This window comes from Haloferax sp. DFSO52, from assembly GCF_048158745.1.
In the GTDB taxonomy this organism is placed as follows: domain Archaea; phylum Halobacteriota; class Halobacteria; order Halobacteriales; family Haloferacaceae; genus Haloferax.
On the sequence record NZ_JBLOPB010000001.1, the window covers coordinates 459,233 to 486,175 of the forward strand.

The window sequence follows — 26,943 nt, forward strand, 5'->3', positions numbered from 1 at the left end:
TCACAGTCGGCTTTCTTGTGCACTCACTCCCTGTGAGCGACTGCTCTCGGGTCGAACCCCCGCTGTTCGAGTGACCACGGCGAAACATACATACTCCTCTCGTGAGTCTCTCCCAGTGATACAGACGCCGGTGGCAGAACTCCACCGAGTGTCAACGGACTGCCCAAAATTATTTTTTCTAGAGCGAGTAAATTTTCGTCACGGTTAAGTGATACGAGTCCGAACGGCTTGGCATGGCTATCAAAACTATCGTCCTCGCCGTCGCAGCAAGCGATGCAGACCGAATCGACCGACTCGTCGAAGAGACCATCGACATCGCCGGACCCACGGGTGCCACCGTCGTCGTCAGTCACGTCTTCACGAAAGACGAGTACAACGAAGCGCTCGACAACCTCGAGTTCGACATCACGGCCGAGGAAGTCTCTGGTGACGACGTCGCACGTCGACACGCTATCATCCGCAACGTCACCGAGAAATTAGAGGCGGCCGATATCCAGTACGAGATTCGTGGCCCAGTCGGTGACCACGCGAAGAAACTCGTCGAACTGACGACCGAGGTCGACGCTGACCGTCTCCTCGTTGGTGGTCGTAAGCGCTCGCCGACCGGCAAAGCCGTCTTCGGGAGTCTCGCACAGGAAGTCATGCTCGAATCGCCGTGCCCTGTCACCTTCGTTCGAGAAGACACGAAGTAACGCGACTGTGGGCTCATGCGCCGTCGGGAATAGCTATATTCCTTAGCAGAACGACAGTTCCGCATGGACCACAGTATCGAATACCGTCCAGCGTTCGCCCTCCTCACAGTCTCTCTCGACGACGGAGAGTCTGTCCGCTCGGAAGCGGGAGCGATGGTGAGTTACTCCGATGGCATCGACATCGAGACAGAAGCGAAAGGAGGCATCTTTGGGTCGCTCAAACGGAGCGTCCTCGGTGGTGAGTCGTTCTTCCAGAACACGTTCGTGGCACAACAGGCGGGAGAGGTTTCGTTCGCACCGCCGCTGCCGGGTGATATCGTCCACCAGCACCTCGAAGACGAGACGTTGTACGTCCAGTCCGGGTCCTACCTCGCGTCGGACGTGGACCTCGAGTTAGACACCTCGTTCGGGGGTGCGAAGACGTTCTTCGGCAGTGAGGGCCTGTTCCTCCTGAAGTTAGCGGGGACCGGCGACAGTTTCCTGTCGAGTTACGGGGCGATTCACGAAGTCGAACTCGGTGAGGGCGAACGCTACACGGTGGACACCGGTCACATCGTCGCCTTCGACGGAACGACGAACTTCGCGGTCGAACGCGTCGGCGGTCTCAAGTCGACGCTCTTCAGCGGTGAGGGCCTCGTCTGTACGTTCACGGGACCGGGGACCGTCTGGCTCCAGTCGCGGAGTATGGATTCGTTCCTGTCGTGGCTCATCCCGAAACTCCCAACCAACTCCTCGCCGCAGTGAACGGTCGGGAGGTCGCATCGGGAGGATGCCGAGCGACGCGACACAGGCCGGTCGCCTCCCTGTGGGAGTTGCTACCGAGCCGCGAGTAAATTAGCGTAAAATCCCGCTTAGTTAAGTGGCGTGCGCATCCCTATGGTGATAATGGCGTACTACGTGGGTATCGACCTGGGAGCGACGAACGTTCGCTCGGTCGTTGCCGACGACGAGGGAGAAATCCTCGGACAGGCCCGTGACTCGACACCGCGTGGGCCGACCGGAATCGCGGTCACCGAGGCGGTTCTCAACGTCGTCAGGCGGGCCTGTGACGAGGCAGGTATCGAACCAAACGAAGCAACCGCAGCAGGTATCGGTGCCATCGGCCCGCTCGATTTGGCCGAAGGTGCAATCGAAAACCCGGCGAACCTTCCGGACACCATCGACCGAATCCCGTTGACTGGTCCCGTTTCGGTCCTCCTGGATACCGATGACGTCTACCTCCACAACGACACGAACGCCGGTGTCATCGGTGAACGGTTCCACTCCGACCGAAACCCCGACGATATGGTCTATCTCACCATCTCCTCGGGTGTCGGTGCGGGCGTCTGTGTCGATGGACACGTCATCTCCGGGTGGGACGGCAACGCCGGCGAAGTCGGCCACATGACGCTCGACCCGAACGGATTCATGACCTGTGGCTGTGGGCACGACGGTCACTGGGAAGGATACTGCTCAGGGAACAACATTCCGAAGTACGCACGCGAACTCCACGCAGAAGACCCGGTCGAAACTGCACTGCCTGTCGAGGACCCAGATTTCTCCGCCGTCGACGTGTTCGAACACGCCGGTGAAGACGAGTTTGCGGACCACGTCATCCATCAGCTCGGCCACTGGAACGCGATGGGCGTGGCCAACATCGTCCACGCATACGCCCCGCTCATCATCTACGTCGGTGGGGCGGTCGCCCTCAACAACCCAGACCTTGTTTTGAATCCGATTCGCGAGAAGATGGGCGAGATGGTCATGTCGAACATTCCGGAGATTCAGCTCACGACGCTCGGTGACGAAGTCGTCGTCGAGGGGGCGCTCGCGAGCGCGATGACCGCCGGAACTGGTGACCGGTCACGGCTATAAGGCCGTGACAATTCAGCAGTTGCGGCGCTGCTGGTACCGGCGATCGTCCGCGACTGTACGGTCGCGAAAACTCGCACGGACCTGGGTCGCTGGTGATAGTGCGATTTCTCGTGTGATAATTCTCGACTGTAACTTGCTCGGTCGCAGTCGAGCGGTCAGAACCGTGATATGCCTTTAGTTATCTCACGTGATACTCGGCGGCGTACTCTTATAATGGTCCTCTGAAAAGTCGATGACGTGCACCCGGCGGCACCCACATATTGGGTGCGTCTGTCGGCGGCTCCCGTTCCTGCCGACTCGAACGGTGCACGGGCGTTCCACCGGAAGCTGTGAACGGGAACCCGGTCGGTACCCCCCACCACCACTACCGACCGTACGACCTCGCCGAAGCTTCTTCGGCGAGCAGGCGGACTCAGTCCGCCGACGCCGATGGGGAATCTCCCACCACCCACCCACCCGGATTCCTCACTTCTCGGCGTCTCTTCACTTCTCGGACGCCCGGCTTCCCACGACGAGCACTGCCGTCCGATTTTTCTCCTCTCCTCCCTGAGTACTACCGTGGACCGTCGCCAGTTCCTCAAAGTGGCAGGGAGCGCCGTTCTCGTCGGCTCTGCTGTCCCAACCCGAATCGCGACTGCGCACCCAGGCCCGTTCGAACCACTCGGTCAGGTCGATATCGACGGCGCGAAAGAGGCAGTCCTCTCTCCCGACGGGAAGACAGCGTATGTTGCGGCGACGAGCGGGTACGTAACTGTCGACTTGTCGTCACCGGACCGCCCGCAGATTCTCGCTGAGCGACGTGAACTCCGCTCGGACCACGAAGACGGGCCGTTCCGGAACATCTACGACGTGAAACTCGACGGCGACACACTCCTCGCTGTCGGCCCGGCGAACCCACTTCCGGGGTCTCCAGCAGGCGTTCTCGTCGTCGATGTCTCCGACCCTTCGAACCCCGTAGAGGGGTCGTTCTACGAGACGAGCTATCCCATTCACAACTGTTTCGCAGCAGCTGGCCGTGCGTATCTGACCGCCAACGACGGTGACGAGAACCCGATTGTCGTCCTCGATATCGAGACTGGGGCTGAAATCGGCCGGTGGTCTATCGTCTCGGAAGACGAACGATGGGCGGACGTTCCGCGGTCCGTTCGACCCGTCCACGACGTGTGGGTTCGAGACAGTATCGCGTACGTCTCGATGTGGGACGCCGGGACGTGGCTCGTCGATCTCACCGACCCCAGTGACCCGTCGGTTCTGAGTTCTATCGGGGCTGCCGACCCTGCAGAACTCACGTCGCTTTCGGGTGACCAACAACGGAGGATGGGACGAACACCGCCGGGCAACCACCATTCGGCCGCGACGAACGAGCCGGGTGACATCCTCGGCATCGGTATCGAATCGTGGGCAAATCGAGTCAGCCGAGACGACGAGACGACGGAGCTCGTCGGCGGTCCGAGCGGTGTCGAACTGTGGAACATCTCCGACCCGACGAATCCCGAACTGCTCTCGACTATCGACCCGCCGGAAAGTCCCAATCCAACGGTTGGCGGCGTCTGGACGACTGCGCACAACTTCGACTTCCACGACGGGAAACTCTACTCCGCGTGGTATCGCGGCGGCGTCAAAGTACACGATATCGCGTCCCCCACAGACCCGGTCGAACTCTCGTGGTGGCGCGACCCGGAACGGGCCAGTTTCTGGACCGCCCAGTACGCCTACCCGTTCGCCGACGAAGGCGTCTTCGTGGCGTCCAGTTGGGGCGTGGACGACGTGTCGCCTGCACTCTACACCTTCCCCGACCACGCGGGCGAGCAACTCGACCCGCCGCCACTCAGCTCGGAGACGACGGACGAATCGCAGACCACGACACCGACCCAATCGCCGACCTCGACACCGACCGAAACGAGCGTGTCCGACGAGGAGGGAACCCAGACTGAAACTGTCTCCCGAACCGACGTACCGGGATTCGGTGTCGGCGTCGGTGTTGCGGCGCTCGGTGCCGCTGGGTGGGCCGTCCGCCGTCGTGCACGCCGCGAGTGAGACGAAGGCAAAGCGGGCGAAGCCGAGAATCTATCACGAACGACCGGGATAGCCTTTCTCTCGCCCGTCGATACGTGGGGAGAACCGTTCCATTCTAATCCGTGGGTCCCGAACCGTCGTGATATGAGCGACGAGTCGGAGAGCCTCAAAGAGCGCGTCGAGACGTGGATGGTCGGTCAGATGCCCATCATCCAGATGCACGGCGGCAACAGCGTCGTGCGTAAGGCCGATGCCGAATCGGGGGAGGTCGTCGTCGAACTCGGTGGGGCCTGTGCAGGGTGCGGTATCAGTAACATCACCGCCCAGAACATCCAGTCTGACCTCATCATGACGTTCGACGAAATCGAGGACGTGCAGGTGAAGGTCCCGAGTTCGGGTGACCACGGAAGCAGTACTGTCGAGGGCGGTCGCGGCGGCGAGTTGCAGTTCGGAACCGAAGACCCCGGGCACTTCTAAGACCCACTTTTTTACACCTCGGGGTCGCCTTCGGCGACCCGCTCGGTGTAAAAACCTGGAGGAAAAAAGGCCGAACCTCGCTCCGCTCGGTTCGGTCGGGAACAGAGCTTTTCGGCCACACGTGGAGTGGAATCCGCGTTACGAGATTGCTACCCTCTACCTCGCTATCCTCAATAGTCCTGCAATCGTGTCACTTGCGTGGATAGACTGCCCCTCCTTACGGTTGCTTTCCTCGTCGTCATCGCGGGATGTTCAGCGATGCCTCCTGCCGATGACCAACCGACGACGAACGTCCCCACGACAATTGAAACCCCTGTTCCGACGACGAACGCGTCTCCAACGCCAGAACCGACTCCCGATTCGACGCCAGAGCCATCACTTCACGAGACGAAGTGGGGGCTCGTCAACAACGGGTCTGTGCCAGTCCGGACGTTCATCACGTTCTCCGCCGCTCCTGTCGAGTCGTATTCGGTGACGCGGGATGACTCCACGATCGTCGTCGTATCTGCGGCCACTGCGAAGGAGGACCCGAGTGTCTTCGACGCTGCAACCCGTGTCGAACCACGTGTCGACGGCGCGGTGACGAGGTGGGCCGAAGCGGAACCGACGGCAGGGATGTTCGGAACCGACGATGTGCGGTTGCCAGCTATTGCGACCGTACTCACACTTGAACACCGAGAGGGGAGATGGGTCGCAACGCGCTACAAGGAGTACCCGTGTTCGGACGGGATGTACGTCTCCGAGGTACGCGTCAAATACGACGGGAACAGGTCGGGCGTCTTCCGAAGTTGCTACGGCGGCTAACTGGACAGCGCCGATTCCAGACTCGACGCGACTGACCGCGCTTTTTCGGCCAGTTCTTCGGAGATGTTCCCGGCCTCGACTGCTTCGTCTAACTCGTCGTCGTCGACGCGTTCGACGGTTCCATCTGCGTGTTTAATCACGTCTACGTGGAGGTCCACGTAGCGAATCTGGCCGGGGAAACACTCGACCGGCGTACAGATATTGACGTAGGTTCCTTTGACGCTCCCGTCGTCGTCGCGGTAGACGGTCGGATACCACCAGCGACCTTCGCGGAACTTCGTGACGGCCACGTCGCCGGACTCGCGTTCGACGCCCAGTGCGTCGTACGTGCCACCACCGCTCATCTGCCGTCGAATCTCGATGGTTCCCTCGGCGTGTCGCTCTGTGACTTCGCCCGACCCGAGTTCGATGAGTCGTCCATCGGGTTTTCCGTGGCCGATACCCACGTCGTCGCCTTCGAGCGGGCCGAACTGGGCGGTCACCACGTCGAACGGGAACTCGCCCTCGCCAGCCGACTCGCAGAGCGCCTCCGCGAGGTCGACGCCGGCAGACGCCTTCGGTGAGGCGGCCTTCGTGCGATGGTGGCCGGGCATCGTCGTCTCGACGGCACGGCGGTGGTCGTCGAGTTCGAATCGCGTCTCACGACCGAACCACACCCAGGTCGTCGCCGTCGGACTCGCGACGAGGCGGGGTGCGTCCACTGGGTCGTCGAGCACAGAATCGAGTTCGGCCGCGATGGTCGCCGCTCTGTCGAGGGCGTCGTTCAACGCGCCCATGTCGGCATCGACGGCGTCGCGATGCCAGCGGATTCCCCACCCGTCGGGCGGGTCGCCGCCGAGGAGGTCGGTCATTCCGGCGAGTTCTCTGGCGGCCGCTTCGTCTCTCGTGTCCACGCGGACGCCAGCAGAATCGGGTTCGAGCGTCGCGAGCCCAGCGATGGCGCGAACGTCGCCCGTCAGTTCGGGCCGTCTGTCTGCCCACGGTGGGGCAGATTCGGAGACCTGTACTCTGACCTCGTCACCGACGTCGACGCGGCCGTCGATGTCGCCATAGGAGAGATAGCCGTCTGTCTCGCCGAGGTCACAGATTGCACCGCCGCCGAGCGTGTCGGTCACGCGGGCGTCGAACACCGCGCCGGTCGGTGCAGGGTCGTCCCAGTCGAACGTATCGAGTGCGAGCCCATCGAGGAGGCCGGTCGCTGTTTCGACTGCGCCGGGCGTGCCTGCCACGCCGACGCCCTGTCGGTCGCGGGTCGTCTCGACTGCGACGTCGTGGTCGGCGGATTCGAAGTCGGCGTCGAACCGTTCTCGAATCGGCCCGGATGCCTGTACGATGTCGTGGTCGGCGTCGAGGAACACCCGTGTGAGTGCGGTGGTGTAGATACCGCGGACGCGGACCTTCATAGGTCGTCGGTGGTCCGGGCGAACTTCACGCGGCCATCGACGGTCGGCCCGAGCGTGAGTTCGACCGTCGAGTCAGAGAGGACGCGGCCACCTTCGATTGGAACGCCCCACGAGTCGAACTTGAGATAGCCACGGAGGGACGCGCCGTGGGTGTAGAGGTCGACGTGGTCGACCGAGTGTTCCTGTACGTTGCTGGCACTGTGGGCCATCTCCATATCCGAGTAGAACGTTCCGCCGTCACCGAAGAACGCCGCGAGACGCTCGGCGTCTTCTTCGACGGCCTCGCGGACGTGTTCGGACGCCGCTCGGAGGTCGTCGGTGTCGAGTCCGACCGCTCGGAGCGCCGCCTGTTCGCGGGGGTCGAAATGCATATCGGCCAGTTCGGCGTCGAGGGTTTAACTTCTCTCGGTCGGGCACGGAACCATCGCTCGCCGAAGGAATTACACGGCACGATGGCGTTACGTCAGACGATGGACCAGAGACGAGACCCGGTCGAACGTGCGTCCGATGGCTCGGCCGACCTCTACGATATCGCAACGTGGGAGGAACGAACGTCAGTCGATGGCCTCGCCGTCGCGCTCTACCGACTGCTGGTCGCGTCTACTCGGGCAGTCGTCATTCTCACCGCGTTCTTCATCCTCATCGCTATCGGTGGGCTCTCGGCTATCACCGACCCACAAATCGGCGCACTCACGCTCCTGTCTGCCCTCCCGGCGCTGGGTCTCGCAGGATACGTCTACTACACCGACGTCACGGATAGTGAACCGCTGTCGGTGCTCGTCGTGACGTTCCTTCTCGGCGTGCTCACCGCCACGTTCGCGGCGATTGTCAACTCACTCATGAGCAACGCCGGACAGACGATTGCATCCGAGTTGTCGCTCAGTTTCGGATTTTTCGGGTCGATACTCTTCTTCTTCCTCGTCGTCGGTCCCGTCGAAGAGACGGTGAAGTTGCTCGCTGTCAGACTGTACGCGTACTCCAACAGTAGCTTCAACGCCGTCGTCGACGGCGCTGTCTACGGCGCGATGGCCGGACTTGGATTCGCAACCATCGAGAACGCGCTGTACATCACGCGGAATCTCATGGAATCCGGGCTCGACGTCGGCGCGGCCGGTGGCGTCGGCATCATCGGTGCTGGTAGCACGATTACGGCGGTCCGCGCACTCGCCGGCCCGGGTCACGTCATCTACTCTGCGATTGCAGGCTACTACCTCGGTCTCGCGAAGTTCAACAAGAAAAACGCAGGCCCAATCGTCATCAAGGGGCTCATCCTCGCGTCACTCGTCCACGCGACGTACAACTCGACGGTCGGAATCGGCTCGTTCGCCATCTCGTCGCTGACTGGGCTGGGTTCGCTCCCGTCGTTCCTCGTCTACGTCCTCATCTACGACGGCATCTTCGGTCTCTACCTCATCGGGAAGATTCGTCGGTACAGAAACGCCTACCACGAGGCCCACGAGGGGGGTCCGCCGGCGTCGGCGTTCCCCTCGGAAGCGACCGAGTTCGAAGACTGACCGCGTCGCGGCCTATTCTGCGAGCAATCTGTCGGTGTAGCCTTCGAGCATCGACTCGACGTACTTCGCGACCACGTCCACTTCGACGTGAACTGGGTCGCCGACGGCCTTCTCCGAGAGCGTCGTCAGGTCGTACGTCGTCGGGATGATGGCGACCGCGAAGGAGTCGTCGCGTCGGTCGGCCACGGTGAGGCTGATCCCGTCGAGACAGACAGACCCCTTCTGGACGACGTACTTCGACAGCGACTTCGGGAGGTCGAACTCGAAGAACCAGTCGTCACCGACCTGTTCGATGCCGGAGATGGTGGCCGTCCCGTCGACGTGGCCCTGTACGATGTGACCGTCGAACCGCTGGTTCGCCGCCAGCGCCCGTTCGAGGTTGACGGTGTCGCCTTCGGTGACGTCGCCGAGATAGGTCTTTTCGACGGTTTCGGCGGCGAGGAAGACTTCGAACCAGTCGTCGCCGTACTCCTCGACGGTCAGACAGACGCCGGAGACGGCGATAGACTGGCCGTGGTGGAGGTCGTCGAACGCGAGGTCGGTTCGGATGCGGAGGCGGCGACCACCGTCGGATGACTCATCCGACGTGATTTCTCCTGCAGAGAACTCCCCGTCGGTGTCGGTCACACCGACGATTTCGCCAGGCCCCTCCACGATTCCTGTGAACATACCGACGGCTTCGACTGGGGAACCTTAATGGCTATCGTTTCTGTTCCCCATCACGTTTTCGTGACGCTCCTCGTCGCCCATACAATTTAGTCGTCGTCGGACTCAGAAGCCGTATGGACGTGCTCGCTCGGCTCCGGAGTAGTTTCGTCACGGGGCTCATTCTCGTCGCGCCGCTCGCCGTCACCGTGTTCGTCCTCCAGTTTCTCTTCAATCGCATCACTGCGGCACTTCGCCCGCTGGTCAGAGAGATAACTCCCTTCCTCGCGGAGGCGCTCAACTACTCGGGAGATATCACGCTCATCTCGCAGATACTGGCGGCGCTCATCATTGCGGTAACCATCGCCCTTATCGGCTATCTCGCGTCGATGAGTCTGGGACAGCGCCTCTTCGGGAGTTTCGAGCGCGGCGTCGGACTCCTCCCGCTCGTCCGGACCATCTACTTCGGCGTCCGGCAAGTCTCCGAGTCGCTCACCGAACCCACTGCCGGGTACGACCGCGTCGTTCTCGTCGAATTCCCTCGCGAGGGCCTGTTCTCTATCGGATTCGTCACCAACGAGGCACCGGCGTCGGTGTCGAAAGCGACCGACGAAAACCTGTACACTGTGTTCGTCCCCAACAGTCCAAACCCGACCGCTGGCGCACTCGTCATGCTCTCCGGCGACGAAATCCGTGAACTCGACATGCCGGTCCGTCGTGGCCTGCGCCTCCTCGTCACCACTGGTTTGAGCGTGGACGACCCCGAGACCCTCCCGGAGGGACCGGCGGCCTACTCACCGGAGAACGGCGTCAGCGGCGACCACACGGACGGTGACCGAAACTCGAACACGACGACGACCTCGACCGAGAATCGAGCGGAGTAACCTCCGACGGTTGCCGCTTCGTCAGACTCCCCACAGGAGAACGATACCGAGCGTCGTGACCACCGTGAGCAGGAGTTGGAGCGGCCCACCGACCCGAAGATAGTCAGTAAAGCGGTAGCCACCCGGCCCGTACACCATGAGGTTCGTCTGGTAGCCGATGGGTGTCATGAACGCCGTGCTCCCGGCGAAGGTGACGGCGATGGCGAACCCGAACGGGTCTGCGCCGAGTTGCTGTGCCGTGTCGATGGCGATTGGAATCACGAGGACGACACTGGCTACTGGCGTGATGATGTTGGCCAAGAGGCCCGTCAGCAAGTAGAACGCGGCGAGAACGGCGACGATCGGGAAGAACACCGTCACGTCACCGACGATATCGGCGATGAGTGCCACACCGCCGGTCAGTTGGAGTGCCCGGCCGAGCGGAATCACGCCTGCGAGGAGGAAGATGACGTTCCAGCTCACCGCATCGTACGCGTCGCTCGCGGAGAGACAGTCGGTCGCGACCATGGCCACGACACCGCCGAGTGCGGCCACTGCGATGGGGACGACACCAAGTGCGGCCAGTCCGATGACCGCGGCGACGATCGCGAACGCCCGAAATGCCGTCGGAGACAGTGTTCCGTTCTGTTCCATCACGTCTTCGGACACCTCGCTCGTCACGATGAAGTCGTCCGCCTCTCTGAGATACTGCGACGTTTCGTGCGTCGTCTGGAGGAGCAACGAGTCACCAGCACGGAGCTCCACGTCACGGAAGTGTTCGCGGATGAGGTCCCCACCGCGGCGACGAACTGCGAGGACCGTCGCGTCGTAGCGTTCGCGAAGGCGGGTCTCACCGATGGTGTCGCCGATGAGGCCAGAATCACGGGGGACGACGAGTTCGAGGAGCGCCACGCGGTCGGGTCTGTCGAGTTCGGCATCCGTAACAGATGCCCGTGGGAGAAACCGGAGCTCTGCGAGTTTGCAGAACTGCTGAATCCGCTGTGAGTCCCCCCGGACGGTGAGGATGTCCCGTCCTTCGATGTTTCGGTCCGTTTCGGCTGCGACGAAGTGTTCTCCCCCACGGAGGACGTCGAGAACGTCGACGTTGAGGTCACGGTGAACGTCGTCTGCGACCTGGCTCGCCGAGTTACCGACGAGTGGTGACCGTGACGGGACCAGCACACGGGCGAGAAACGGCTGGACGCCGTAGTTTGCCGTCCGGTTTCCCGGTTCGACGCGTTCGGGAAGGAGTCGCGGGGCGACCGTCAAGAGATACACCGCGCCGACGATGAAGACGAGGATTCCCAGCGGCGTGAACTCGAACATCGAAAACGGCGGGTTGTCGGTCGCGGCAGCGTACGCCTCGCTGGCGACGAGGTTCGTCGCGGTTCCGATGAGTGTGAGCGTCCCGCCGAGCATCGACGCGTACGAAAGGGGGATGAGGAGTTTGGATGGTGAGACACGTGTCTGGTCTGCTAGGTCCGAGACCATCGGAATGAACACCGCCACGACCGGGGTGTTGTTGATGATGCCAGCGATTGGGCCGGTGAGCCCGACGATAGACGCGAGCAGTCGACTCTCGCTTCCGTGCGTAATCTGTGAAATCGCTATCCCGAGTCTTCGAATCGCGCCCGTCTGTCGAATCCCCTCGCTGAGTGCGTACATCGCGAGAATCGTAATCGTCGCCGCGTTCGAGAATCCCGACAGACCGATTTGCAGCGTCACCTGCGTCCACGGTTCGAGAACGACGAGGGCGACGATGACACCGATTGCGGTCACGTCTGGCGGTGCCGCCTCGGTCACGAAGAGTATCATCGTGACGACCACGAGAGCGAAGACGACGAGTATGCCAGTCGTGATCGCGACCATACGAATGGTCGAATCGGAGACGGCTTAATGATTGCCGGGGTGACCATCCAGAAATCGAGATACTCTGTTCCGCTCGGCCAGCGATGCCGCGACGTTTTTGTCTACTCGTGGACTATCCGCGACCGATGGGACTCGGAATCTTGGAAATGATTGGGCTGGGGGCGTCGCTCATCTTCGCCATCCCACTCGGCGTCTTTGGTTTGACGCTTCTGGCAGACGGTCGAACCGCCTTCGGCGCGGGGATGGTTCTACTCGCCGTTCTCATGGTCGCCCTCCCGAAGTATCTCACCATGCCACAGGACGTTCCGATGCTCGCCGCAGAGAAACTCGCCGGTGGCGTCACCAAAGAACCGGACGACGAAGAGTAGCGTATTTTTCCCGGTCGGGTCAGTCACTCGGTCCAGCCAGCTGGGTCGAGCCCAGTCGGCACGTCGGCGAGATACCGTGGGCCATCGTCTTCGACGACGAGCACGTCGGTCAGTTCGACCTGTCCGTGGTCTGGGTGTGTGATTGCGGAGCGAATTCTGCACACGTGCCCGGCGGCGAGTTCGGTATCGCCGTCGAGTGGTGGATATTCGCGGGCTGAAAGCCCGATACCGCCGCCGACATCTCTCGTCACCTCGCTCTCCATCGAAAAGCCGAACGCAGCCGTCTCCGCGCGAATCTCGCTTCCGACGAATCCAGCGTCTGCACCGGGATTGGCTTCGACGAGTGCAACGTCGCGGGCGGCGTCACAGGCCACGTGCGCCCGGCGTTCCCATCCTCCGTCTGCATCGACGACGAACGTTCGAGCGAGCGCACCGCGATAGCCGAACGGCCCACGCGGCGACACCGAGACGACGATTGGTTCGCCCGCAACGAGTTCGACTGCTTCGTCGCGCCCGCCACGAGTTCCTGTCGTGACTGTCGTCGCACCTGCGGCATCGACGCCTTCGACCGCGAGTGTGGCGTTTACCTGTCGTCGGATTCGTTCCGTCGAAAGTGGGGCGTCACTCCAGACGAGTGTCCCGTCTTCGACGTCCGCGTCGGCGAGGATGACCGCCGCTGTCTTGATGCCGCGCGTTGCGGCCCGCTGAACCCACTCGAGAGCATCCAGTTCGGCGGCGTCTTTCGTGGCACGTGCGTCTCGCAGCGCCGTCGTGGACGCGAGTTCGTAGCCTGCTGCTTCGAGGTGGAGTGCGGCGTCGTGCGGAATGGTCCGTGGCGTGAGTACCGTCCCCGTCTCTGCGTGAGAGGCGAGGACTGCGGCGGCGGCCTTCCCGGCCGGTTGGTCGTCGACGCGAATCGACGCGGCGTCCGCAGCTTCGGGGATGTCCACTGTCGAGGGGACGCGCAGATGTGTCTCTCCGGGGAGTCGAACGTAGACGACGTCGTGGTCCACGTCGAAGCCGGTCACGTACCGGCTCGTTGGGTCGTCACCGCGACAGCGTGTGACGAATCCAATCGCGTCGCTCTCGTCGATGGCCGTGTCGATGGCATCGCTCCCGCGGGGACCGGAGGGCACGAGCGTCTACGCCTCTGGTTCGGGTGCAGGAGGCTCTTGTGCCGCTTCGACGAGTTCCTGTGTGTCCTCGTCGCGAATCTCGTTGTGGAGGAGGACGCTGATTGGGAGCGTCGGAGCCCCGCTGACGAGGTTTTCGAGGATGATGAGTCGCTCGCGGGCACGAGACATGCCGACGTAGAAGACACGTCGCTCGTTGTCCGTGATGAGCGGGACGGGACTCGTTGCGGACGTGAACTCGTCGATACCGCGTGCTTCGAGTTCTTCGTCACTGACGGAGGCGGCCATCTGTTCGACTACCTTTTCGGTCAGGTCCGTCGCCATGAACACGTGGTCTGCTTCGCGACCCTTCGCGGAGTGGATCGTGCCGACGCGGACGCGGGAGGGGTCCATGCCGGCGTAGTCGCCGGAGAAGTACGCTTTGATGGATTTTCGCTGGAAACTCGTCACCTTGCGAACCATGTCTGAGGCGGCGCTTCCGTTGGGCGCGAACGGCGCGAAGTTCTTGATTTCTTTCGGCGTGAACTCGAGGTTCGTGATGTCGTCGACGCCCTGTTCTTCCTCTCGTTCGTCGATTGCGTCGAACAGGTCGTCGCGGTCGTTCGTTCCGAACGCCGAGTCCTGAAGCATGTCTGCGAGACGACGCGCCTGCAGTCCATCGACAGGTTCGTCGGCTTCCATCGCCTCGACGGCGCGGACGTACTGCGTGAGACGGTCGGTCCACATGCGCTGGTCGGTGAGCGTCGAGAAGGGGATGCCAGACGGGAGGAACTCGTCGACGAACTGGAACATCTGGTAGCGAGCGCGGAACAGCACCATGATGGTGCCCTCGTCTTGTTCGACGGTGTAGCGGACGTTTCGCGCCAGTTCGAGCATCGACGGACTCTCGACTGCTTCGACGGCCCCGCCTTCTTTGCGGGGTTTGAGGTCCTTCTCCTGTCGCTTGTCGATGTGGCGAATCTCGCGGTTGACCACGTTGAGCACGTTCGACGGGAGACGGTAGGAGTTCGGCAGAATCTCGTCGTGGTCACGCTCGGCGTCGAGAAGCAGGTTCGGGTCCGCTCCCTGCCACGCGTAGACGACCTGGTCGTCGTCGCCGGCGATGAGGACGCCCTTCATGTGGGGTTTCCACTCTTGATACACGTCGTACTGAAGGGTCGTGATGTCCTGAAACTCGTCGATGATGAGGTAATCGACGTTCGGAACGAGTGCACGCTGCTTGACTCGTTCGAGCATGTCTGCGAAGCCGACGAGGCCGTTTTCTCCCTTGTAGGCGCGCCACGCGCGAATCGCCTCGGGAATGTCGATTCGCTCGTCGGAGGACGGCCACGTCGGCGTGTACTTGTTCCCTTCTTGTGCGTTGGGGTCAATCTCCGGTGGGAGACGGACTTCTTCGACGTTCCACTGGAATGGGACGTCGTACCAGTCTGCGACGTCGCGGCGAGTCCGCTGGAGCCACTGACTCGTCGCGATAATCTTGTTTCCAATCGTGGTCGAACGGGCCGTGCGACGGCCTGCGCCACTGTACTCGTCCTGGAACTCCAGTCCGTACTCTTTACAGAACTCTTCTTTGTCCTTCTCACCGACGACGTCGTTTCGCGAGAGGCCAAGCAGTTCGTACGCCTTCGCGTGCATCGTCGAGACGTTCCCCTTCAGCGAGCGAGGGTTGATGTCGAGTCGTTCAGCGAGTCGGTCACGGACCTCGGACGCTGCGGCCCGGGTGTACGAGACGACGAGAATATCGCGGATGGTTACGTCGTCCTGTTCGAGAATCGCCTCGACCCTGTCGAGTAGGGCCGTGGTCTTCCCGCTCCCCGGACCCCCGAATAGACGGGTGACGGTCACGTCGGATTCGCTCATTGTACACGTTCACGGCCTTATCGGTGATAAACGACGTGCTTCGGATGAGGGCGAACGCGCCCGGAGTCGATTCGACGGGCCGGGCGTTCGCTCCGCGTCCCGAACAGGGTCGGGAGCGTCGAGAACAGGTGCTGTGGCGTGGTCAGTCGTCGGACGCGTTAGGCCTCCGGCGACCATCCGCATACGGAACATGTCGCCGCGCCCATGTCGTGCAACGCCCCGCAGTCGGGACATTGCAGTTTGTTATAGGATCGGTCCCAGCGTGCCGGTTCTATCTCGTGACCGCGGTCGGCCAAAAACTGGTCGAACATATCGTCACTGGGTGCTGAGGCCATACATGGTATGGTATGGCATGGCTCTATTTAGTTCCTGCGGCGCATGTCCCTCACCGAGAATCGAAGCGTGAGACTGTCTGGCGGGCTTATAGGTCGTACAGTGCGCTGTACTTCGTCTGGACGTAGTCGAGGAAGTCGTCGGCGGCGAAGTCCTTCCCAGTCGCACGGTTCACCAGGTCGTTCGTCTCGTAGCGACGGCCGTACTGGTGGATGTTCTCGCGGAGCCACTCGCGCAGGTCGCCGAACTCGCCGTGTGCAATCTTCTCGTCGAGTTCGTCGATGTCGTCTTCGGCGGCAGCGAACAACTGCGCGGACATGATAGACCCGAGCGAGTACGTCGGGAAGTAGCCGAAGTTGCCGTACGCCCAGTGGATATCTTGCAGACAGCCTTCGGAGTCCGTTTCGGGGCGGATACCGAGATACTCTTCGTACTTGTCGTTCCACGCTTCCGGCACGTCCTCGACGGCGAGGTCACCCGAGACGAGTGCGCGTTCGAGTTCGAACCGAATGACGATGTGCAGGTGGTAGGTCAGTTCGTCGGCTTCGACGCGGATGAAGTTGTCCTCGTACACCTGATTGGCCGCCTCGTAGACCTCTTCGACCGTTCCATCGACTTCGGGGAAGTGCTCGCTGAACGTCGGCAGGAAGTGCTGCCAGAAGGCACGAGAGCGGCCGACGTGGTTCTCCCAGAGACGCGACTGCGACTCGTGAACCGACAGGTTGCGGTCTTCACCGAGTGGCGACCCGTAGTGTTCGTCCGGTAGGCCGAGCGTGTAGAGTGCGTGACCGAACTCGTGGATGGTCGAAAAGAGCGACCCGAGCGGGTCCGATTCGTCGTAGCGGGTGGTCACCCGAGCGTCGAACTGCGTCCCCGACGAGAACGGATGCGGTGCGGTGTCGAGACGGCCACGTTCCCACGGATAGCCGAGCGTCGAGAGCGCGTCGCGAACGAGTGCTTCCTGCTCGTCGGCCGGGAACTCGCCGTCGAAGGCGTCCACGGCGAGTTCGACATCCGACTCACGGATGTCTGCGATCATCTCGACGAGGACTTCGCGTACTTCGTCGAGAATCTCCTCTGCCTGTTCGAGTGGGAGGCACGGTTCGTAATCCTCGAAGAGGACTTCGTACGGGTCGCGGTCGGGGTCGATGTGCTCGGCGTACTGTCGCTTCAGTTCGACGTGTTTCTCCAGATGCGGGGCGAACGTCGAGAAGTCGTCTTCGGCCTTCGCTTGCTTCCACGCTGGAATCGCCTCGGAGGACGCCGCCGAAATCTGTTCGACGAGTTCGTTCGGGACGCGGACGGCGCGCTCGTAATCACGGCGGAGTTCCCGGAGCACGTCGGCCTGTTCGTCCGTCGGGTCGTCCGCTTCGGCAGCGTCGAGCAGTTCACCGAACTCGTCGTCGGTGAGGAGTTCGTGACTGAGCGCAGAGAGCGCCGACATCTGCTGGGAACGCGCGGGCGTCCCCTCGTCGGGCATCATGACCTGCTGGTCCCACGAGAGGATGCCACCGGCGTTTTCCACGTTGGCGATTCGTCTGTATTTCGCGAGCAGTTTGTCGTACGCCGATGCGTCTTCCGTGGAGGTTGCTGCCATATGATGGCAGGTCAGGCCGGGGAGATAATAAAACGAGGGAGGCGGGGATTTCGGGGAGCGGTCTAACGAGTTGGCCTTGTTGAACCCTTCAGCGGCTGATGGTTTTTCGAGGCGTGCTGAATAGCGGGTGCAAGTCGGTCACGGCCCAATCGAGTCCTTGCGCAGAACTGGATTGGTCGATACAGAGTGGATGTTGACCAGGGCCGTAACCGCACGTCGAAAGAGTGTTCGCGGTGTTGTGTTCAGACGGAAACGCATCCGTGGGCGGGACGCTCGGAACTAAGGCCGTGTAGACTGCGCTCTCTGTGTTCACCCCGATTCAGGTGGATGGACAGCGCGTCTTGAAGCGGGACCGCCGAGGCTTGTCTCGAGGGAGGGACACTGCAACTCCGAGAAATGGGTTGACTCGACCGGTTCCGACACTCTTGTGGGGCAGCGGTGCCGTTGCCAAGCTACTTGGGTGAGCGGAATCTAGAGCTAGTATGAGTTTTTCAACATCTATTGAGGACCGGTTCGTTCTTTCCGGGCAGGTTGCCTTCGGTTCGGGTGGGCCGTGAATCCGAGCCGTGTGGACTCCATCGTCGACCTGACTTACGGGCTCTTAATCGCGGTCTCAGTCGGACTAATCGTCGTCGCCGGGACCGCAGTCGGGCTATCGTTCGGGTTTGGGGTGTTAGTCTCCTACGTCCTCCACGTCGTCTGGAAGATGGCCCGTTTCGACCCGAACTGGATGACGACGGTCCAAGAGACCGTCGAGGAGACTGTCAACGAGACGGTGGAGAAGACGGTCGACGATAAAGTCGGAGAGACAGTGGAGAAGACGGTTGGTGAGACAGTGGAGAAAACCGTCGGAGAGACGGTCGAGAAGACTGTCGACGAGAAAGTCGGTGAGACAGTGGAAAAGACGGTCGGAGAGACAGTGGAGAAAACCGTCGGAGAGACAGTCGAGAAGGCGGTTGGTGAGACAGTGGAGAAAACCGTTGGCGAAACTGTCGAGAAGACGGTCGACGAGAAAGTTGGAGAGACCGTCGAGAAAACCGTCGGCGAAACAGTGGAGAAGACGGTCGAAGAGAAAGTCGGCGAGACAGTGGAAAAGACGGTTGGTGAGACAGTGGAGAAGACCGTCGAGGAGAAAGTTGGAGAGACCGTCGAGAAGACAGTAGACGAAAAAGTCGGTGAGACAGTGGAAAAGACGGTTGGAGAGACAGTGGAGAAAACCGTCGGAGAGACAGTGGAAAAGACGGTCGACGAAAAAGTCGGCGAGACAGTGGAGAAGACCGTCGAAGAGAAAGTCGGTGAAACAGTGGAGAAAACCCTGGAAGAACAGATGGCGGCCGAGAGTGCAGACAGCGAAGCAGACGAGGCCACCGAAGATGACGAGTCTGAGGACCGATGATTAGCGCACTCCTCGTCGCTGGTGTCCTCGTCTCGATGTTCGTCGCCTACAACATCGGTGGGTCGACCACGGGCCCGGCGTTCGGGCCGGCCGTCGGTGCCAACGCAATCTCGAAGTCCGCCGCGGCGGCGCTGATGGGCGTGTTTTTCTTCATTGGTGCGTGGACGCTCGGCCGGAACGTCGTGACGAAACTCGGTACTGAACTGGTCGTCGACACCGGTATCTTCACGCCTGAATCCTCCATCATGGTCCTCTTTTTCATCGGGGTCGCACTGCTGGTCGGGAACGTCTTCGGCGTGCCTGCGTCGACCTCGATGACTGCTGTGGGTGCAATCGCCGGCCTCGGGCTGGCCGGTGGCGTGCTGGACTTCGCCGTGATGGGACAGATCGTCGTCTGGTGGGTCGTTTCCCCCATCATCGGCTTTTGGGTCTCGCTGATCATCGGCCGGTACTTCTACGCCCGGCTGAACGGGATGGTCGCGATGGAGCGCAGTTCGGGGCCGTTGTTCGACGTCGACCGGTCGGGCCTCGTCCCCATCCCGCGAGTCCACCGGACGACCAACCGCCGGGAGCTGGGCGGGACGTTCACCGTCGTCGCAATCGGCTGTCTGATGGCCTTCTCTTCGGGAACCTCGAACATCGCCAACGCCGTCGCACCGCTGGTCGGCAGTGGTGAACTGGCGATGAACCCGGCCATCATCTTTGGTGGTATCGCCGTCGCCATCGGGGCGTTTACCATCGCCCGACGGACCCTAGAGACGATGGGTAGTGACATCACGGAACTCCCGCTTACTGCGGCCATCGTCGTCGCGTCGGTTTCCTCGACGCTTGTCGTCTTCCTCTCGGCGCTCGGCATCCCCGCAAGCTTCGTCATCATCGCAACGATGTCTATCGTCGGACTGGGCTGGGGGCGGGCCACCCGACCGATGACCGCCCCTGAGGTACTCGCCAGCGACGGAGGACCATCGGTCACGGTCGACGCGCTGGCGGCCGACGAAGAGGGCGAGACGCTTCCACCCATCGGCGAGGAGGACGTCGAGGACATCCCCAGCCCAGGGGCACTGTTCAACCCTGTGACGACTGCCCGGGTCGTCCTGATGCAGAACGTTGTGCCGGCCATCGCGACGGTCGGTTCCTACCTCATGTTCCGATTCGTCCCGATATTCGGGTTCTGAGCCGCCTCGAAAGTCCCACCCTCTGGGTGTTCAGCTATCGTCGTCTGCAGAGCGAGTGGCTGTCGCAGGTCGTTTTGCTGTCTTCACCACTCTTTCAAAAGGTCCCGATACGTCTCGTAACATCGCTCCAGCACGTCCAGCGAGACGCTCTCGTTCTTCGTGTGTGCCTCACCCGGTTCAGACGGTCCGTACACCACGCACGTCGTTCCTTCCTGCGCCAACCACCCGGCGTCTGTGGCGTGTGGCTTCGTCACCTGTTCAGGTGCGTCGTCGCCTCGTGCGTCGTGAACACGACGAGCGGTTTCGAACACTCGGTCGGCGAAGTCGGCGTCGTCGCAGGCCATCGGCGGAAGGTCCTGTTCGACGACCCACTCGACGCCCTCGATGGATTCCGTCTGCGCAAGGTCTGCGTATCCACCGGGGACGGTTCGTTCGTCGATGATGACCGAACACTCGTCGGGGATGACGTTCCACGCGCTCCCACCGTCGATCTCGGTGACAGCGATGCTCCCCGAGACGGCGTTTCCGAGGACTTCACTGTCGGGAACGTCCAGCTCTCGGACGATATCGACGGCGTCGCAAGCGCGGTAGATGGCGTTCTCGCCTTTCTCCGGTTCGCTGGCGTGGCACGCAGTCCCGGACACTTCGAGGACGCTCGCCCGACGGCCACGGTGGGCCACGACGAGGTCGGTTCGGTTCGGCCCTGAGTAGTTCGTCGAGCCTTCGGCGACGACGGCGTAGTCGAGCGAGAGCCCCTCGTCGAGGGCTGCGCGGACACCGTTCCCACCGAGTTCCTCGCCGACGAACGAGGCGAAGACGACTTCGTTCGTTGCCGACGCTGCGGCGTCACCAGACACAGTCTGGTTGCCTGTCGAACGTTGTTCGACAGCGTCTCGGAAGGCGAGCATAGCCGCCACGTCTGCGCCTTTCATGTCGGCCGCGCCACGCCCGTAGATTCGTCCGTCGCGGGTTTCGACGATATACTCCCCGTCGTCGGTCAGTTGACGGGGTGCTGGCGGAACGACGTCGTGGTGACCGACGAGCGCCAGCGACTCACCGACACCGGGGTTGACACGGGCGATGACGTTCCCAACGTCGTCTCTCGTCACGTCCGCGTCCGTCTCGTCTCGTAACCACGCTTCGATGAAGTCACCGGCGGCGGTTTCGTCCTCGTGACTGGCTATCGAGACGAGGTCGGAGGTCAGTGAGCCAAGTTCGTCCATGGCAGGTGGAAGAGACACCTGCTAAAAAGCGTGGCCAATGCGGGCACCTCACAGGATTCGCCCCCGCGTGCCCGCGCCATCTAAAAGCCTTATCCGTACGCCACGCAAACCGGAGTTCATGAAGATAGTGCCGGACACGAGCGCGGTCATCGACGGTCGCGTGTCCGAGCGAATCGACGACGGAACCTACGACGGTGCCGACATTCTCGTCCCCGAAGCAGTCGTCAGCGAACTCGAATCGCAGGCCAACGACGGCCGAGATACCGGCTGGGAGGGACTCTCTGAACTCCAACGCCTCTCCGAATTCGCGGACGACGGCGTCATCGAGTTGAAGTACGTTGGCCGCCGGCCGAGTTCCAGTGAAACGAAAGCTGCACACGAAGGCGACATTGACGCACTCATCCGCGATATTGCGGCAGAGCGCTCTGCGACGCTCCTCACGAGCGACGTCGTGCAGGCCGAAGTCGCCAAAGCGAAAGGACTCAGCGTCGAGTTCGTCGAAGCCGCCGTCCGCGGGTCTGGTGGTCTCATCATCGAGCGATTCTTCGACGACCAGACGATGTCCGTCCACCTCAAGACGGACACCCGGCCGAAGGCCAAACGCGGGGCAATCGGCGAGATGCACTACCAGACCATCGCCGACGAGGTGACCGACGAGGCGACGATGAAAGAGTGGGCCGACGACATCGTCAACTCCGCTCGCGCCGCAACCGACGGGTTCATCGAACTCTCGGAACCGGGGATGGACATCGTCCAGTTCCGTGACTTCCGTATCGCCGTCGCCCGCCCACCGTTCGCAGACGGCATCGAAATCACGGCCGTTCGTCCCATCGTCAAGACGGAACTCGACGACTACGAGTTCGCCGACGAACTTCGTGACCGCCTCGCTGAACGCCAGCGCGGTGTCCTCATCGCCGGGTCGCCCGGTGCCGGGAAGTCCACGTTCGCACAGGCCGTCGCGGAGTTCCTCAACAACAGCGACTACGCGGTCAAGACGATGGAGAAACCGCGTGACCTGCAGGTCGGTCCGGACATCACGCAGTACACGGCACTCGGCGGCGACATGGCCAAGACGGCCGATTCGCTCCTCTTGGTCCGCCCCGACTACACCATCTACGACGAGGTCAGAAAGACCGAGGACTTCTCCGTCTTCGCCGACATGCGTCTCGCCGGCGTCGGGATGGTCGGTGTCGTCCACGCGACGCGAGCAATCGACGCACTCCAGCGCCTCGTCGGCCGTGTCGAACTCGGCATGATTCCGCAGGTCGTCGACACCGTCGTCTACATCGAAGACGGCGCGGTCCACACCGTCTACGACGTGAGTACCGAAGTGAAGGTCCCCGAGGGACTCTTCGCGGAGGACCTCGCTCGCCCGGTCATTCAGATTCGGGACTTCGAGACGGGCACACCGAAGTACGAGATTTACACGTTCAACCGGCAGGTCGTCACGGTTCCACTCGGGAAGGAACGCGACAAGAAAGAAAGCGGTGTCTCCCGTCTCGCCAAACAGGAAATCGAGCGCGAGATTCGCTCCATCGCTCGCGGTCACGTCGAAGTCGACCTGAAGGGGCAGAACCGAGCGGTCGTCTACGTCGAAGACGACGACATCTCCTACGTCATCGGGAAGGGCGGTGGCCGTATCTCGGACGTGGAAGACCGACTCGGCATCGATATCGACGTACGGACACACGACGAGAAACCGTCACAGAACACAGCGAGCGGCCAGTCGTCCGATGATTCGTCCGCAGGCGGCCAGTCCAACGAAGGCGTCGTCGTCACGCCCGAAGTCACCTCTCGACACGTCATCGTCCGGATGGATGGCCACGTAGGTGAGACGGTCGAAGTCCGCGCGAACGACGAATACCTGTTCACCGCGACCGTCGGTCGGGGCGGAGACATTCAGGTCTCACGCGGCAGCGCCATCGCTGAGGAACTGGAGAACGCGATCGACAAAAAGCAACAGATTACGGTCGTCCCGGCCTGACGACAGGGCGACCGAACTGCGTCTCGTTCGGTAGTTCTGCACGTCGCAACGAGTGTCGAAAGACGGTTGCGAATCGCCGAGTGAGTCGATTACTCGGCGCAGCAGGCCTTTTCTTTTCCGCCGTCAGCTTTCGCCTGCGCCTGTTGTGGCGCGAGGTCGGTCAACTGATAGAGATTCTGTCGAGCGTCAGCAAAGTAAACGTCCTCGTCGACAATCCCAATCCCCTCCAGCCGTTCGAGCGCGTATCGAACCGTCCGAGCCGAGAGCATCGACTCCTGTACGATACCTTTCTGGGTGAGTGGGCCGTTGTATTCGAGTACTTTGAAAACGAGCTTCGCACTCGGTGGGAGGTCGTCTAGACTCTCCTCTTCTGTTCCAGCCATCGTTACGAATCGAGACGCGCGACCAGCATAAACCTTGTTGGCTTGGATTCGCCGACAACCCTTTATCGGCGGACGCGCGGGAGGAACGAACGCCTTTTGATGCCGGCTATCGCAGGGGAACACATGGCCACGGAAACGCAGACCGAACTCTCCGGCCACTTACGCGGAGTGACGGTCACAACGCTCGCCTGTCTCGCCGGCATCGCTGCAGCGGTGCTCTCCGGTGTGCTGGTCGGGACGACGGTCGAGGCCGCGACCAATCAGCTGGCCGTGGGTATCCTCGGCGCGTTCGTTCTCGTCCAGTTCCCAGTGCTTCGCGCCATCGGAATCGACATCTCCGGGGCGAAAGATTACCTCTACGTCGGGTTCATGACGTTCGCGCTCTGGTTCATCTCGTTCGCTATCTTGCTGACGTCAGGTGTTCAGCTCTAATCATGGCGGACGATAGTATCGCAGTCGTCGACTTAGACCGGTGTTCTCCGGACCGCTGTAGCTACGAGTGCTCGAACTTCTGCCCACCCAACCGGACGGGCAAAGAGTGCATCACGCTCCGCGGCGAGGACGCCGAACAGGGTGGGCCGGACCAGGTCCGTATCTCCGAAGAGATCTGTCTCGGAGAGACCTGTGGTATCTGTGTCGAAAAGTGTCCCTTCGACGCGATCGAGATCATCAACCTCCCGTCTGAACTCGACGAAGCACCGACCCACCGCTACGGCGAAAACGCCTTCTCGCTGTACGGACTGCCGGTTCCCGAATCGGGTGCCGTCACGGGTATCCTCGGTCCGAACGGTATCGGGAAGACCACCGCCGTCCGCGCGCTGGCCGGCGAGATGATTCCGAACCTCGGCAACTACGACGACGAGCCGTCGTGGGAGGCCGTTCTCGACCGATTCCGCGGCACCGAACTCCAGAACTACATCGAGCGAGTGCAAGATGGCGAGGTCACTATCGCACGGAAACCGCAGTACGTCGACCAGATTCCCAAGCAGTTCGACGGGAAAGCACGCGAACTCCTCGATGCGACCGACGAACGTGGCGCACTCGACTCCTACATCGACCGCCTCGACATCGGCCCCGTCGTCGACAACGACATCGACACGCTCTCTGGCGGCGAACTCCAGCGTGTCGCCCTCGCGGCGACGCTGGCCCGCGACCGCGACTTCTACTTCCTCGACGAGATTTCGCCGTACCTCGACATCGGTCAGCGCGTCACCGCGGCACGTCTCATCCGCGAACTCGCCGAAGAAGAAGACAGAGCGGTCCTCGTCGTCGAACACGACCTGGCGATTCTCGACTTGCTCGCCGACACGCTCCACGTCGCGTACGGTGAACCCGGTGCGTACGGTGTCGTCACTCCCCCGAAATCGGTCAGAAACGGCATCAACGAGTATCTGAAAGGGTATCTCTCGAACGAGAACATGCGCATCCGACCGGGCGCAATCACCTTCGAAGAACACGCCCCGCGCGAGACGACGAAGGCCGAACCCCTCATCGAGTATCCCGAACTCCGGAAATCTTACGGCGAGGGCGAGTTCTCCCTCGATGTCGACGCGGGCACCATCTACAACGGCGAAGTGCTCGGTATCGTCGGTCCGAACGGGATCGGGAAATCCACGCTCGCACAGCTGTTCACGGGTGACCTCACGCCCGACTCGGGCGAACTCGACTTCGCACTCGACATCTCGTACAAGCCACAGTACATCGAAATCGACCAGCATATGCGCGTCGACGCGTTCCTCTCGTCGATTACCGACCAGTTCGGGTCGTCGTACTGGAACACCGAGATTGCGAACCCACTGCAACTCAGTCGCATCATGGAACGCAACCTCACCGACCTCTCTGGCGGTGAGCGCCAGCGTGTCGCCATCGCGGCCTGTCTCTCGCAGGACGCCGACCTCTACCTGCTCGACGAACCGTCGGCCCACCTCGACGTCGAACAGCGCGTGCAGGCGACCTCGGCCATCCGCCGCTACGCCGAGAACCACGACGCGACGGTCATGGTCATCGACCACGACATCTACATGATGGACCTGCTCGCAGACCGCCTGATGGTCTTCGACGGCGAACCCTCCATCGAGGGGCACGCCTCGAAACCGCAGGAGATGCGCGACGGCATGAACGACTTCCTGTCTGACCTCGACATCACGTTCCGCCGCGACGAGCGCACCCAGCGCCCACGCATCAACAAACCAGACTCGCAACTCGACCGCGAACAGAAGCGCTCCGGCGAGTACTACTACGCTGAGTAGTCAAGTCGAGTCGCGTCTCGCGTTTCCGTTTTCCTTCACGATTCGGCGCTCTCCGGCACACGAACAGTTACATCCGTGATACTACGACCGTTTTCACGCTCACTGCCGAAGAGAGAGTGATGACTGCCACACCTACCGAAACGACGCTCCTCTCGGATGCCACCCATCTCGGCCGCGTCACGCTCCGTGTTGGCTCTCTCGACAGTGTCGTCCCGTTCTACCGCGACGTCGTCGGACTCAGTATCGAACGCGAAGACACTCGAGCCGTCTGCGCCGCCGGTGGCGACCCGCTCGTCGTTCTCGAAGAAGACCCGAATGCTCCGCGACGAACACGCGAGCAAGCCGGCCTGTTCCACCTCGCTATCCGCGTCCCAGACCGGGGCGCACTCGGAGACGCGCTCACTCGAATTCGAGACCACACGTCGCTTTCGGGTGCGTCAGACCACCTCGTGAGCGAAGCGCTCTACCTCCGCGACCCGGAGGGCAACGGCGTCGAAATCTATCGGGACCGGCCACGCGAGGAGTGGCCGCGAACGGACGACGGCCGCGTGAAGATGGACACGCTCGCGCTGGACCTCGAATCACTCATCGCGAACGCGCGGGGGGACGACCACGCACCCGCCGGAACCGACCTCGGACACGTTCACCTCGAAGTCTCTGACCTCTCTCGGTCGCTCGAGTTTTACACCGAGGCGCTCGGCATGAACCTCCGAGACGACGGCTATCCCGGTGCTGCGTTCGTCGCAGCGGGCGACTACCACCACCACGTCGGACTGAACCGCTGGAACGAACGGTCCGAACCGGCCGGAGAGAGTCGCGGCATCGACTGGTTCGAAGTCGTCGTCCCCGACCACGAGACGCTCGATGCAGTCCGTGAGTCGCTGGAACAGACCGGTCGAACTGTCGGTATTTCAGCTGAATCGCTCGTGGTGTCAGACCCAGACGGAATCGATGTCCGCGTAACGATGTAGCGGCTCTGTTGAAATACTCAAGCCTTGACAGGTTGGCGTGACACAGACAGAGAGTCTGTTCATCAGAGTGACTACGGGCCTTCCAAGTGGGACCATCCATAATTCGAATTTATCATACTACAGAACTGATAGTT

The 26,943-nt window shown here is 61.9% G+C and carries 25 protein-coding genes; 15 read left to right on the top strand and 10 right to left on the bottom strand.

All coding sequences use genetic code 11. From position 1 onward, the window contains the following. Positions 1–233: 233 nt before the first annotated feature. The 6 genes from ACK3SC_RS02405 to ACK3SC_RS02430 all read left to right on the top strand — a co-directional run bounded on the left by ACK3SC_RS02405 (position 234) and on the right by ACK3SC_RS02430 (position 5,843). Positions 234–692: a universal stress protein gene (locus ACK3SC_RS02405; protein WP_416838527.1), complete on the top strand. Its 459-nt coding sequence runs from the start codon at positions 234–236 to the stop codon at positions 690–692. 63 nt (positions 693–755) lie between these two features. Then, a complete protein-coding gene (locus ACK3SC_RS02410) occupies positions 756–1,436 on the top strand; it encodes a TIGR00266 family protein (protein WP_416838528.1) in 681 nt (226 codons plus the stop codon). Between the two features lie 141 nt (positions 1,437–1,577). After that, positions 1,578–2,546 carry an ROK family protein gene (locus ACK3SC_RS02415; protein WP_416838529.1) on the top strand — a complete coding sequence of 323 codons (969 nt, stop codon included), beginning with the start codon at positions 1,578–1,580 and terminating at the stop codon, positions 2,544–2,546. 558 nt (positions 2,547–3,104) lie between these two features. Beyond that, on the top strand, positions 3,105–4,583 hold the full coding sequence (locus tag ACK3SC_RS02420; protein ID WP_416838530.1) for an LVIVD repeat-containing protein: 1,479 nt from the start codon (positions 3,105–3,107) through the stop codon (positions 4,581–4,583). A 123-nt stretch (positions 4,584–4,706) separates the two neighbouring features. Next, a complete protein-coding gene (locus ACK3SC_RS02425) occupies positions 4,707–5,039 on the top strand; it encodes a NifU family protein (protein ID WP_416838531.1) in 333 nt (110 codons plus the stop codon). Between the two features lie 198 nt (positions 5,040–5,237). Further along, on the top strand, positions 5,238–5,843 hold the full coding sequence (locus tag ACK3SC_RS02430) for a hypothetical protein (RefSeq protein ID WP_416838532.1): 606 nt from the start codon (positions 5,238–5,240) through the stop codon (positions 5,841–5,843). Here ACK3SC_RS02430 and ACK3SC_RS02435 read toward each other — a convergent pair. After that, positions 5,840–7,246 (bottom strand): DUF402 domain-containing protein, encoded by a 1,407-nt coding sequence (locus ACK3SC_RS02435; protein WP_416838533.1) that lies wholly within the window; start codon positions 7,244–7,246, stop codon positions 5,840–5,842. The two genes, ACK3SC_RS02430 and ACK3SC_RS02435, sit on opposite strands and share 4 nt — an antisense overlap. Continuing rightward, a complete protein-coding gene (locus ACK3SC_RS02440; RefSeq protein ID WP_416838534.1) occupies positions 7,243–7,617 on the bottom strand; it encodes a hypothetical protein in 375 nt (124 codons plus the stop codon). The genes ACK3SC_RS02435 and ACK3SC_RS02440 overlap by 4 nt, the downstream gene beginning before the upstream one ends. Before the next feature lie 99 nt (positions 7,618–7,716). Between ACK3SC_RS02440 and ACK3SC_RS02445 the strand changes: the two genes are divergently transcribed. Continuing rightward, entirely contained in the window at positions 7,717–8,760 is a 1,044-nt protein-coding gene (locus tag ACK3SC_RS02445) for a PrsW family intramembrane metalloprotease (protein WP_416838535.1), read from the top strand. A 12-nt stretch (positions 8,761–8,772) separates the two neighbouring features. Here the strand turns inward: ACK3SC_RS02445 and ACK3SC_RS02450 are convergent, their stop codons facing one another. Continuing rightward, positions 8,773–9,429 (bottom strand): riboflavin synthase, encoded by a 657-nt coding sequence (locus ACK3SC_RS02450; protein ID WP_416838536.1) that lies wholly within the window; start codon positions 9,427–9,429, stop codon positions 8,773–8,775. 113 nt (positions 9,430–9,542) lie between these two features. Between ACK3SC_RS02450 and ACK3SC_RS02455 the strand changes: the two genes are divergently transcribed. After that, entirely contained in the window at positions 9,543–10,289 is a 747-nt protein-coding gene (locus tag ACK3SC_RS02455; protein ID WP_416838537.1) for a DUF502 domain-containing protein, read from the top strand. Between the two features lie 21 nt (positions 10,290–10,310). On the opposite strand, the gene ACK3SC_RS02460 is transcribed toward ACK3SC_RS02455, so the two are convergent. Continuing rightward, on the bottom strand, positions 10,311–12,137 hold the full coding sequence (locus tag ACK3SC_RS02460; RefSeq protein ID WP_416838538.1) for an SLC13 family permease: 1,827 nt from the start codon (positions 12,135–12,137) through the stop codon (positions 10,311–10,313). 125 nt (positions 12,138–12,262) lie between these two features. Here ACK3SC_RS02460 and ACK3SC_RS02465 point away from each other — a divergent pair, with 125 nt between their 5' ends. Next, positions 12,263–12,505, top strand: coding sequence for a hypothetical protein (locus tag ACK3SC_RS02465; protein ID WP_416838539.1), 243 nt, complete (start codon positions 12,263–12,265; stop codon positions 12,503–12,505). 23 nt (positions 12,506–12,528) lie between these two features. Here the strand turns inward: ACK3SC_RS02465 and ACK3SC_RS02470 are convergent, their stop codons facing one another. The 4 genes from ACK3SC_RS02470 to ACK3SC_RS02485 form a co-directional block, all read right to left on the bottom strand. Continuing rightward, positions 12,529–13,641 carry a M24 family metallopeptidase gene (locus ACK3SC_RS02470; RefSeq protein ID WP_416838540.1) on the bottom strand — a complete coding sequence of 371 codons (1,113 nt, stop codon included), beginning with the start codon at positions 13,639–13,641 and terminating at the stop codon, positions 12,529–12,531. A gap of 6 nt (positions 13,642–13,647) precedes the next feature. Then, complete coding sequence (locus ACK3SC_RS02475; protein WP_416838541.1) at positions 13,648–15,498, bottom strand: UvrD-helicase domain-containing protein; 1,851 nt, start codon at positions 15,496–15,498, stop codon at positions 13,648–13,650. Between the two features lie 158 nt (positions 15,499–15,656). Further along, on the bottom strand, positions 15,657–15,833 hold the full coding sequence (locus ACK3SC_RS02480; RefSeq protein ID WP_416838543.1) for an HVO_0416 family zinc finger protein: 177 nt from the start codon (positions 15,831–15,833) through the stop codon (positions 15,657–15,659). Positions 15,834–15,919: 86 nt separating this feature from the next. After that, positions 15,920–17,428, bottom strand: coding sequence for a carboxypeptidase M32 (locus ACK3SC_RS02485; RefSeq protein WP_416838544.1), 1,509 nt, complete (start codon positions 17,426–17,428; stop codon positions 15,920–15,922). A 553-nt stretch (positions 17,429–17,981) separates the two neighbouring features. Here ACK3SC_RS02485 and ACK3SC_RS02490 point away from each other — a divergent pair. Beyond that, entirely contained in the window at positions 17,982–18,824 is an 843-nt protein-coding gene (locus ACK3SC_RS02490; RefSeq protein ID WP_416838545.1) for a hypothetical protein, read from the top strand. Next, positions 18,821–19,999 carry an anion permease gene (locus ACK3SC_RS02495; protein ID WP_416838547.1) on the top strand — a complete coding sequence of 393 codons (1,179 nt, stop codon included), beginning with the start codon at positions 18,821–18,823 and terminating at the stop codon, positions 19,997–19,999. The genes ACK3SC_RS02490 and ACK3SC_RS02495 overlap by 4 nt, the downstream gene beginning before the upstream one ends. A gap of 83 nt (positions 20,000–20,082) precedes the next feature. Here the strand turns inward: ACK3SC_RS02495 and ACK3SC_RS02500 are convergent, their stop codons facing one another. After that, complete coding sequence (locus ACK3SC_RS02500; protein WP_416838548.1) at positions 20,083–21,222, bottom strand: M20 family metallopeptidase; 1,140 nt, start codon at positions 21,220–21,222, stop codon at positions 20,083–20,085. Positions 21,223–21,340: 118 nt separating this feature from the next. Here ACK3SC_RS02500 and ACK3SC_RS02505 point away from each other — a divergent pair, with 118 nt between their 5' ends. Further along, on the top strand, positions 21,341–23,206 hold the full coding sequence (locus ACK3SC_RS02505) for a PINc/VapC family ATPase (RefSeq protein ID WP_416838549.1): 1,866 nt from the start codon (positions 21,341–21,343) through the stop codon (positions 23,204–23,206). An 89-nt stretch (positions 23,207–23,295) separates the two neighbouring features. Here ACK3SC_RS02505 and ACK3SC_RS02510 read toward each other — a convergent pair whose 3' ends face one another. Next, the gene (locus ACK3SC_RS02510; RefSeq protein WP_058571267.1) at positions 23,296–23,589 is read right to left on the bottom strand and encodes a MarR family transcriptional regulator; all 294 of its coding nucleotides are present in this window, start codon (positions 23,587–23,589) and stop codon (positions 23,296–23,298) included. Positions 23,590–23,712: 123 nt separating this feature from the next. On the opposite strand from ACK3SC_RS02510, the gene ACK3SC_RS02515 reads away from it, so the two are divergent. From ACK3SC_RS02515 to ACK3SC_RS02525, 3 genes are all read left to right on the top strand, one after another. After that, positions 23,713–24,021 (top strand): hypothetical protein, encoded by a 309-nt coding sequence (locus ACK3SC_RS02515; protein WP_416838550.1) that lies wholly within the window; start codon positions 23,713–23,715, stop codon positions 24,019–24,021. A gap of 2 nt (positions 24,022–24,023) precedes the next feature. Beyond that, positions 24,024–25,838, top strand: a complete 1,815-nt coding sequence (locus ACK3SC_RS02520) for a ribosome biogenesis/translation initiation ATPase RLI (protein WP_416838551.1) — start codon at positions 24,024–24,026, stop codon at positions 25,836–25,838. A 119-nt stretch (positions 25,839–25,957) separates the two neighbouring features. Beyond that, positions 25,958–26,809: a VOC family protein gene (locus ACK3SC_RS02525; protein ID WP_416838552.1), complete on the top strand. Its 852-nt coding sequence runs from the start codon at positions 25,958–25,960 to the stop codon at positions 26,807–26,809. Positions 26,810–26,943: the final 134 nt, after the last annotated feature.

What these genes read in the sequence shown, in the direction of transcription:
- ACK3SC_RS02480 (WP_416838543.1), bottom strand. Translation starts at nt 15,833, where the DNA reads ATGGCCTCAGCACCCAGTGACGATATGTTCGACCAGTTTTTGGCCGAC.
- ACK3SC_RS02510 (WP_058571267.1), bottom strand. Translation starts at nt 23,589, where the DNA reads ATGGCTGGAACAGAAGAGGAGAGTCTAGACGACCTCCCACCGAGTGCG.
- ACK3SC_RS02425 (WP_416838531.1), top strand. Translation starts at nt 4,707, where the DNA reads ATGAGCGACGAGTCGGAGAGCCTCAAAGAGCGCGTCGAGACGTGGATG.
- ACK3SC_RS02520 (WP_416838551.1), top strand. Translation starts at nt 24,024, where the DNA reads ATGGCGGACGATAGTATCGCAGTCGTCGACTTAGACCGGTGTTCTCCG.
- ACK3SC_RS02485 (WP_416838544.1), bottom strand. Translation starts at nt 17,428, where the DNA reads ATGGCAGCAACCTCCACGGAAGACGCATCGGCGTACGACAAACTGCTC.
- ACK3SC_RS02515 (WP_416838550.1), top strand. Translation starts at nt 23,713, where the DNA reads ATGGCCACGGAAACGCAGACCGAACTCTCCGGCCACTTACGCGGAGTG.
- ACK3SC_RS02440 (WP_416838534.1), bottom strand. Translation starts at nt 7,617, where the DNA reads ATGCATTTCGACCCCCGCGAACAGGCGGCGCTCCGAGCGGTCGGACTC.
- ACK3SC_RS02415 (WP_416838529.1), top strand. Translation starts at nt 1,578, where the DNA reads ATGGCGTACTACGTGGGTATCGACCTGGGAGCGACGAACGTTCGCTCG.
- ACK3SC_RS02475 (WP_416838541.1), bottom strand. Translation starts at nt 15,498, where the DNA reads ATGAGCGAATCCGACGTGACCGTCACCCGTCTATTCGGGGGTCCGGGG.
- ACK3SC_RS02505 (WP_416838549.1), top strand. Translation starts at nt 21,341, where the DNA reads ATGAAGATAGTGCCGGACACGAGCGCGGTCATCGACGGTCGCGTGTCC.
- ACK3SC_RS02525 (WP_416838552.1), top strand. Translation starts at nt 25,958, where the DNA reads ATGACTGCCACACCTACCGAAACGACGCTCCTCTCGGATGCCACCCAT.
- ACK3SC_RS02460 (WP_416838538.1), bottom strand. Translation starts at nt 12,137, where the DNA reads ATGGTCGCGATCACGACTGGCATACTCGTCGTCTTCGCTCTCGTGGTC.
- ACK3SC_RS02500 (WP_416838548.1), bottom strand. Translation starts at nt 21,222, where the DNA reads ATGGACGAACTTGGCTCACTGACCTCCGACCTCGTCTCGATAGCCAGT.
- ACK3SC_RS02465 (WP_416838539.1), top strand. Translation starts at nt 12,263, where the DNA reads ATGGGACTCGGAATCTTGGAAATGATTGGGCTGGGGGCGTCGCTCATC.
- ACK3SC_RS02445 (WP_416838535.1), top strand. Translation starts at nt 7,717, where the DNA reads ATGGACCAGAGACGAGACCCGGTCGAACGTGCGTCCGATGGCTCGGCC.
- ACK3SC_RS02435 (WP_416838533.1), bottom strand. Translation starts at nt 7,246, where the DNA reads ATGAAGGTCCGCGTCCGCGGTATCTACACCACCGCACTCACACGGGTG.
- ACK3SC_RS02410 (WP_416838528.1), top strand. Translation starts at nt 756, where the DNA reads ATGGACCACAGTATCGAATACCGTCCAGCGTTCGCCCTCCTCACAGTC.
- ACK3SC_RS02450 (WP_416838536.1), bottom strand. Translation starts at nt 9,429, where the DNA reads ATGTTCACAGGAATCGTGGAGGGGCCTGGCGAAATCGTCGGTGTGACC.
- ACK3SC_RS02455 (WP_416838537.1), top strand. Translation starts at nt 9,543, where the DNA reads ATGGACGTGCTCGCTCGGCTCCGGAGTAGTTTCGTCACGGGGCTCATT.
- ACK3SC_RS02495 (WP_416838547.1), top strand. Translation starts at nt 18,821, where the DNA reads ATGATTAGCGCACTCCTCGTCGCTGGTGTCCTCGTCTCGATGTTCGTC.
- ACK3SC_RS02405 (WP_416838527.1), top strand. Translation starts at nt 234, where the DNA reads ATGGCTATCAAAACTATCGTCCTCGCCGTCGCAGCAAGCGATGCAGAC.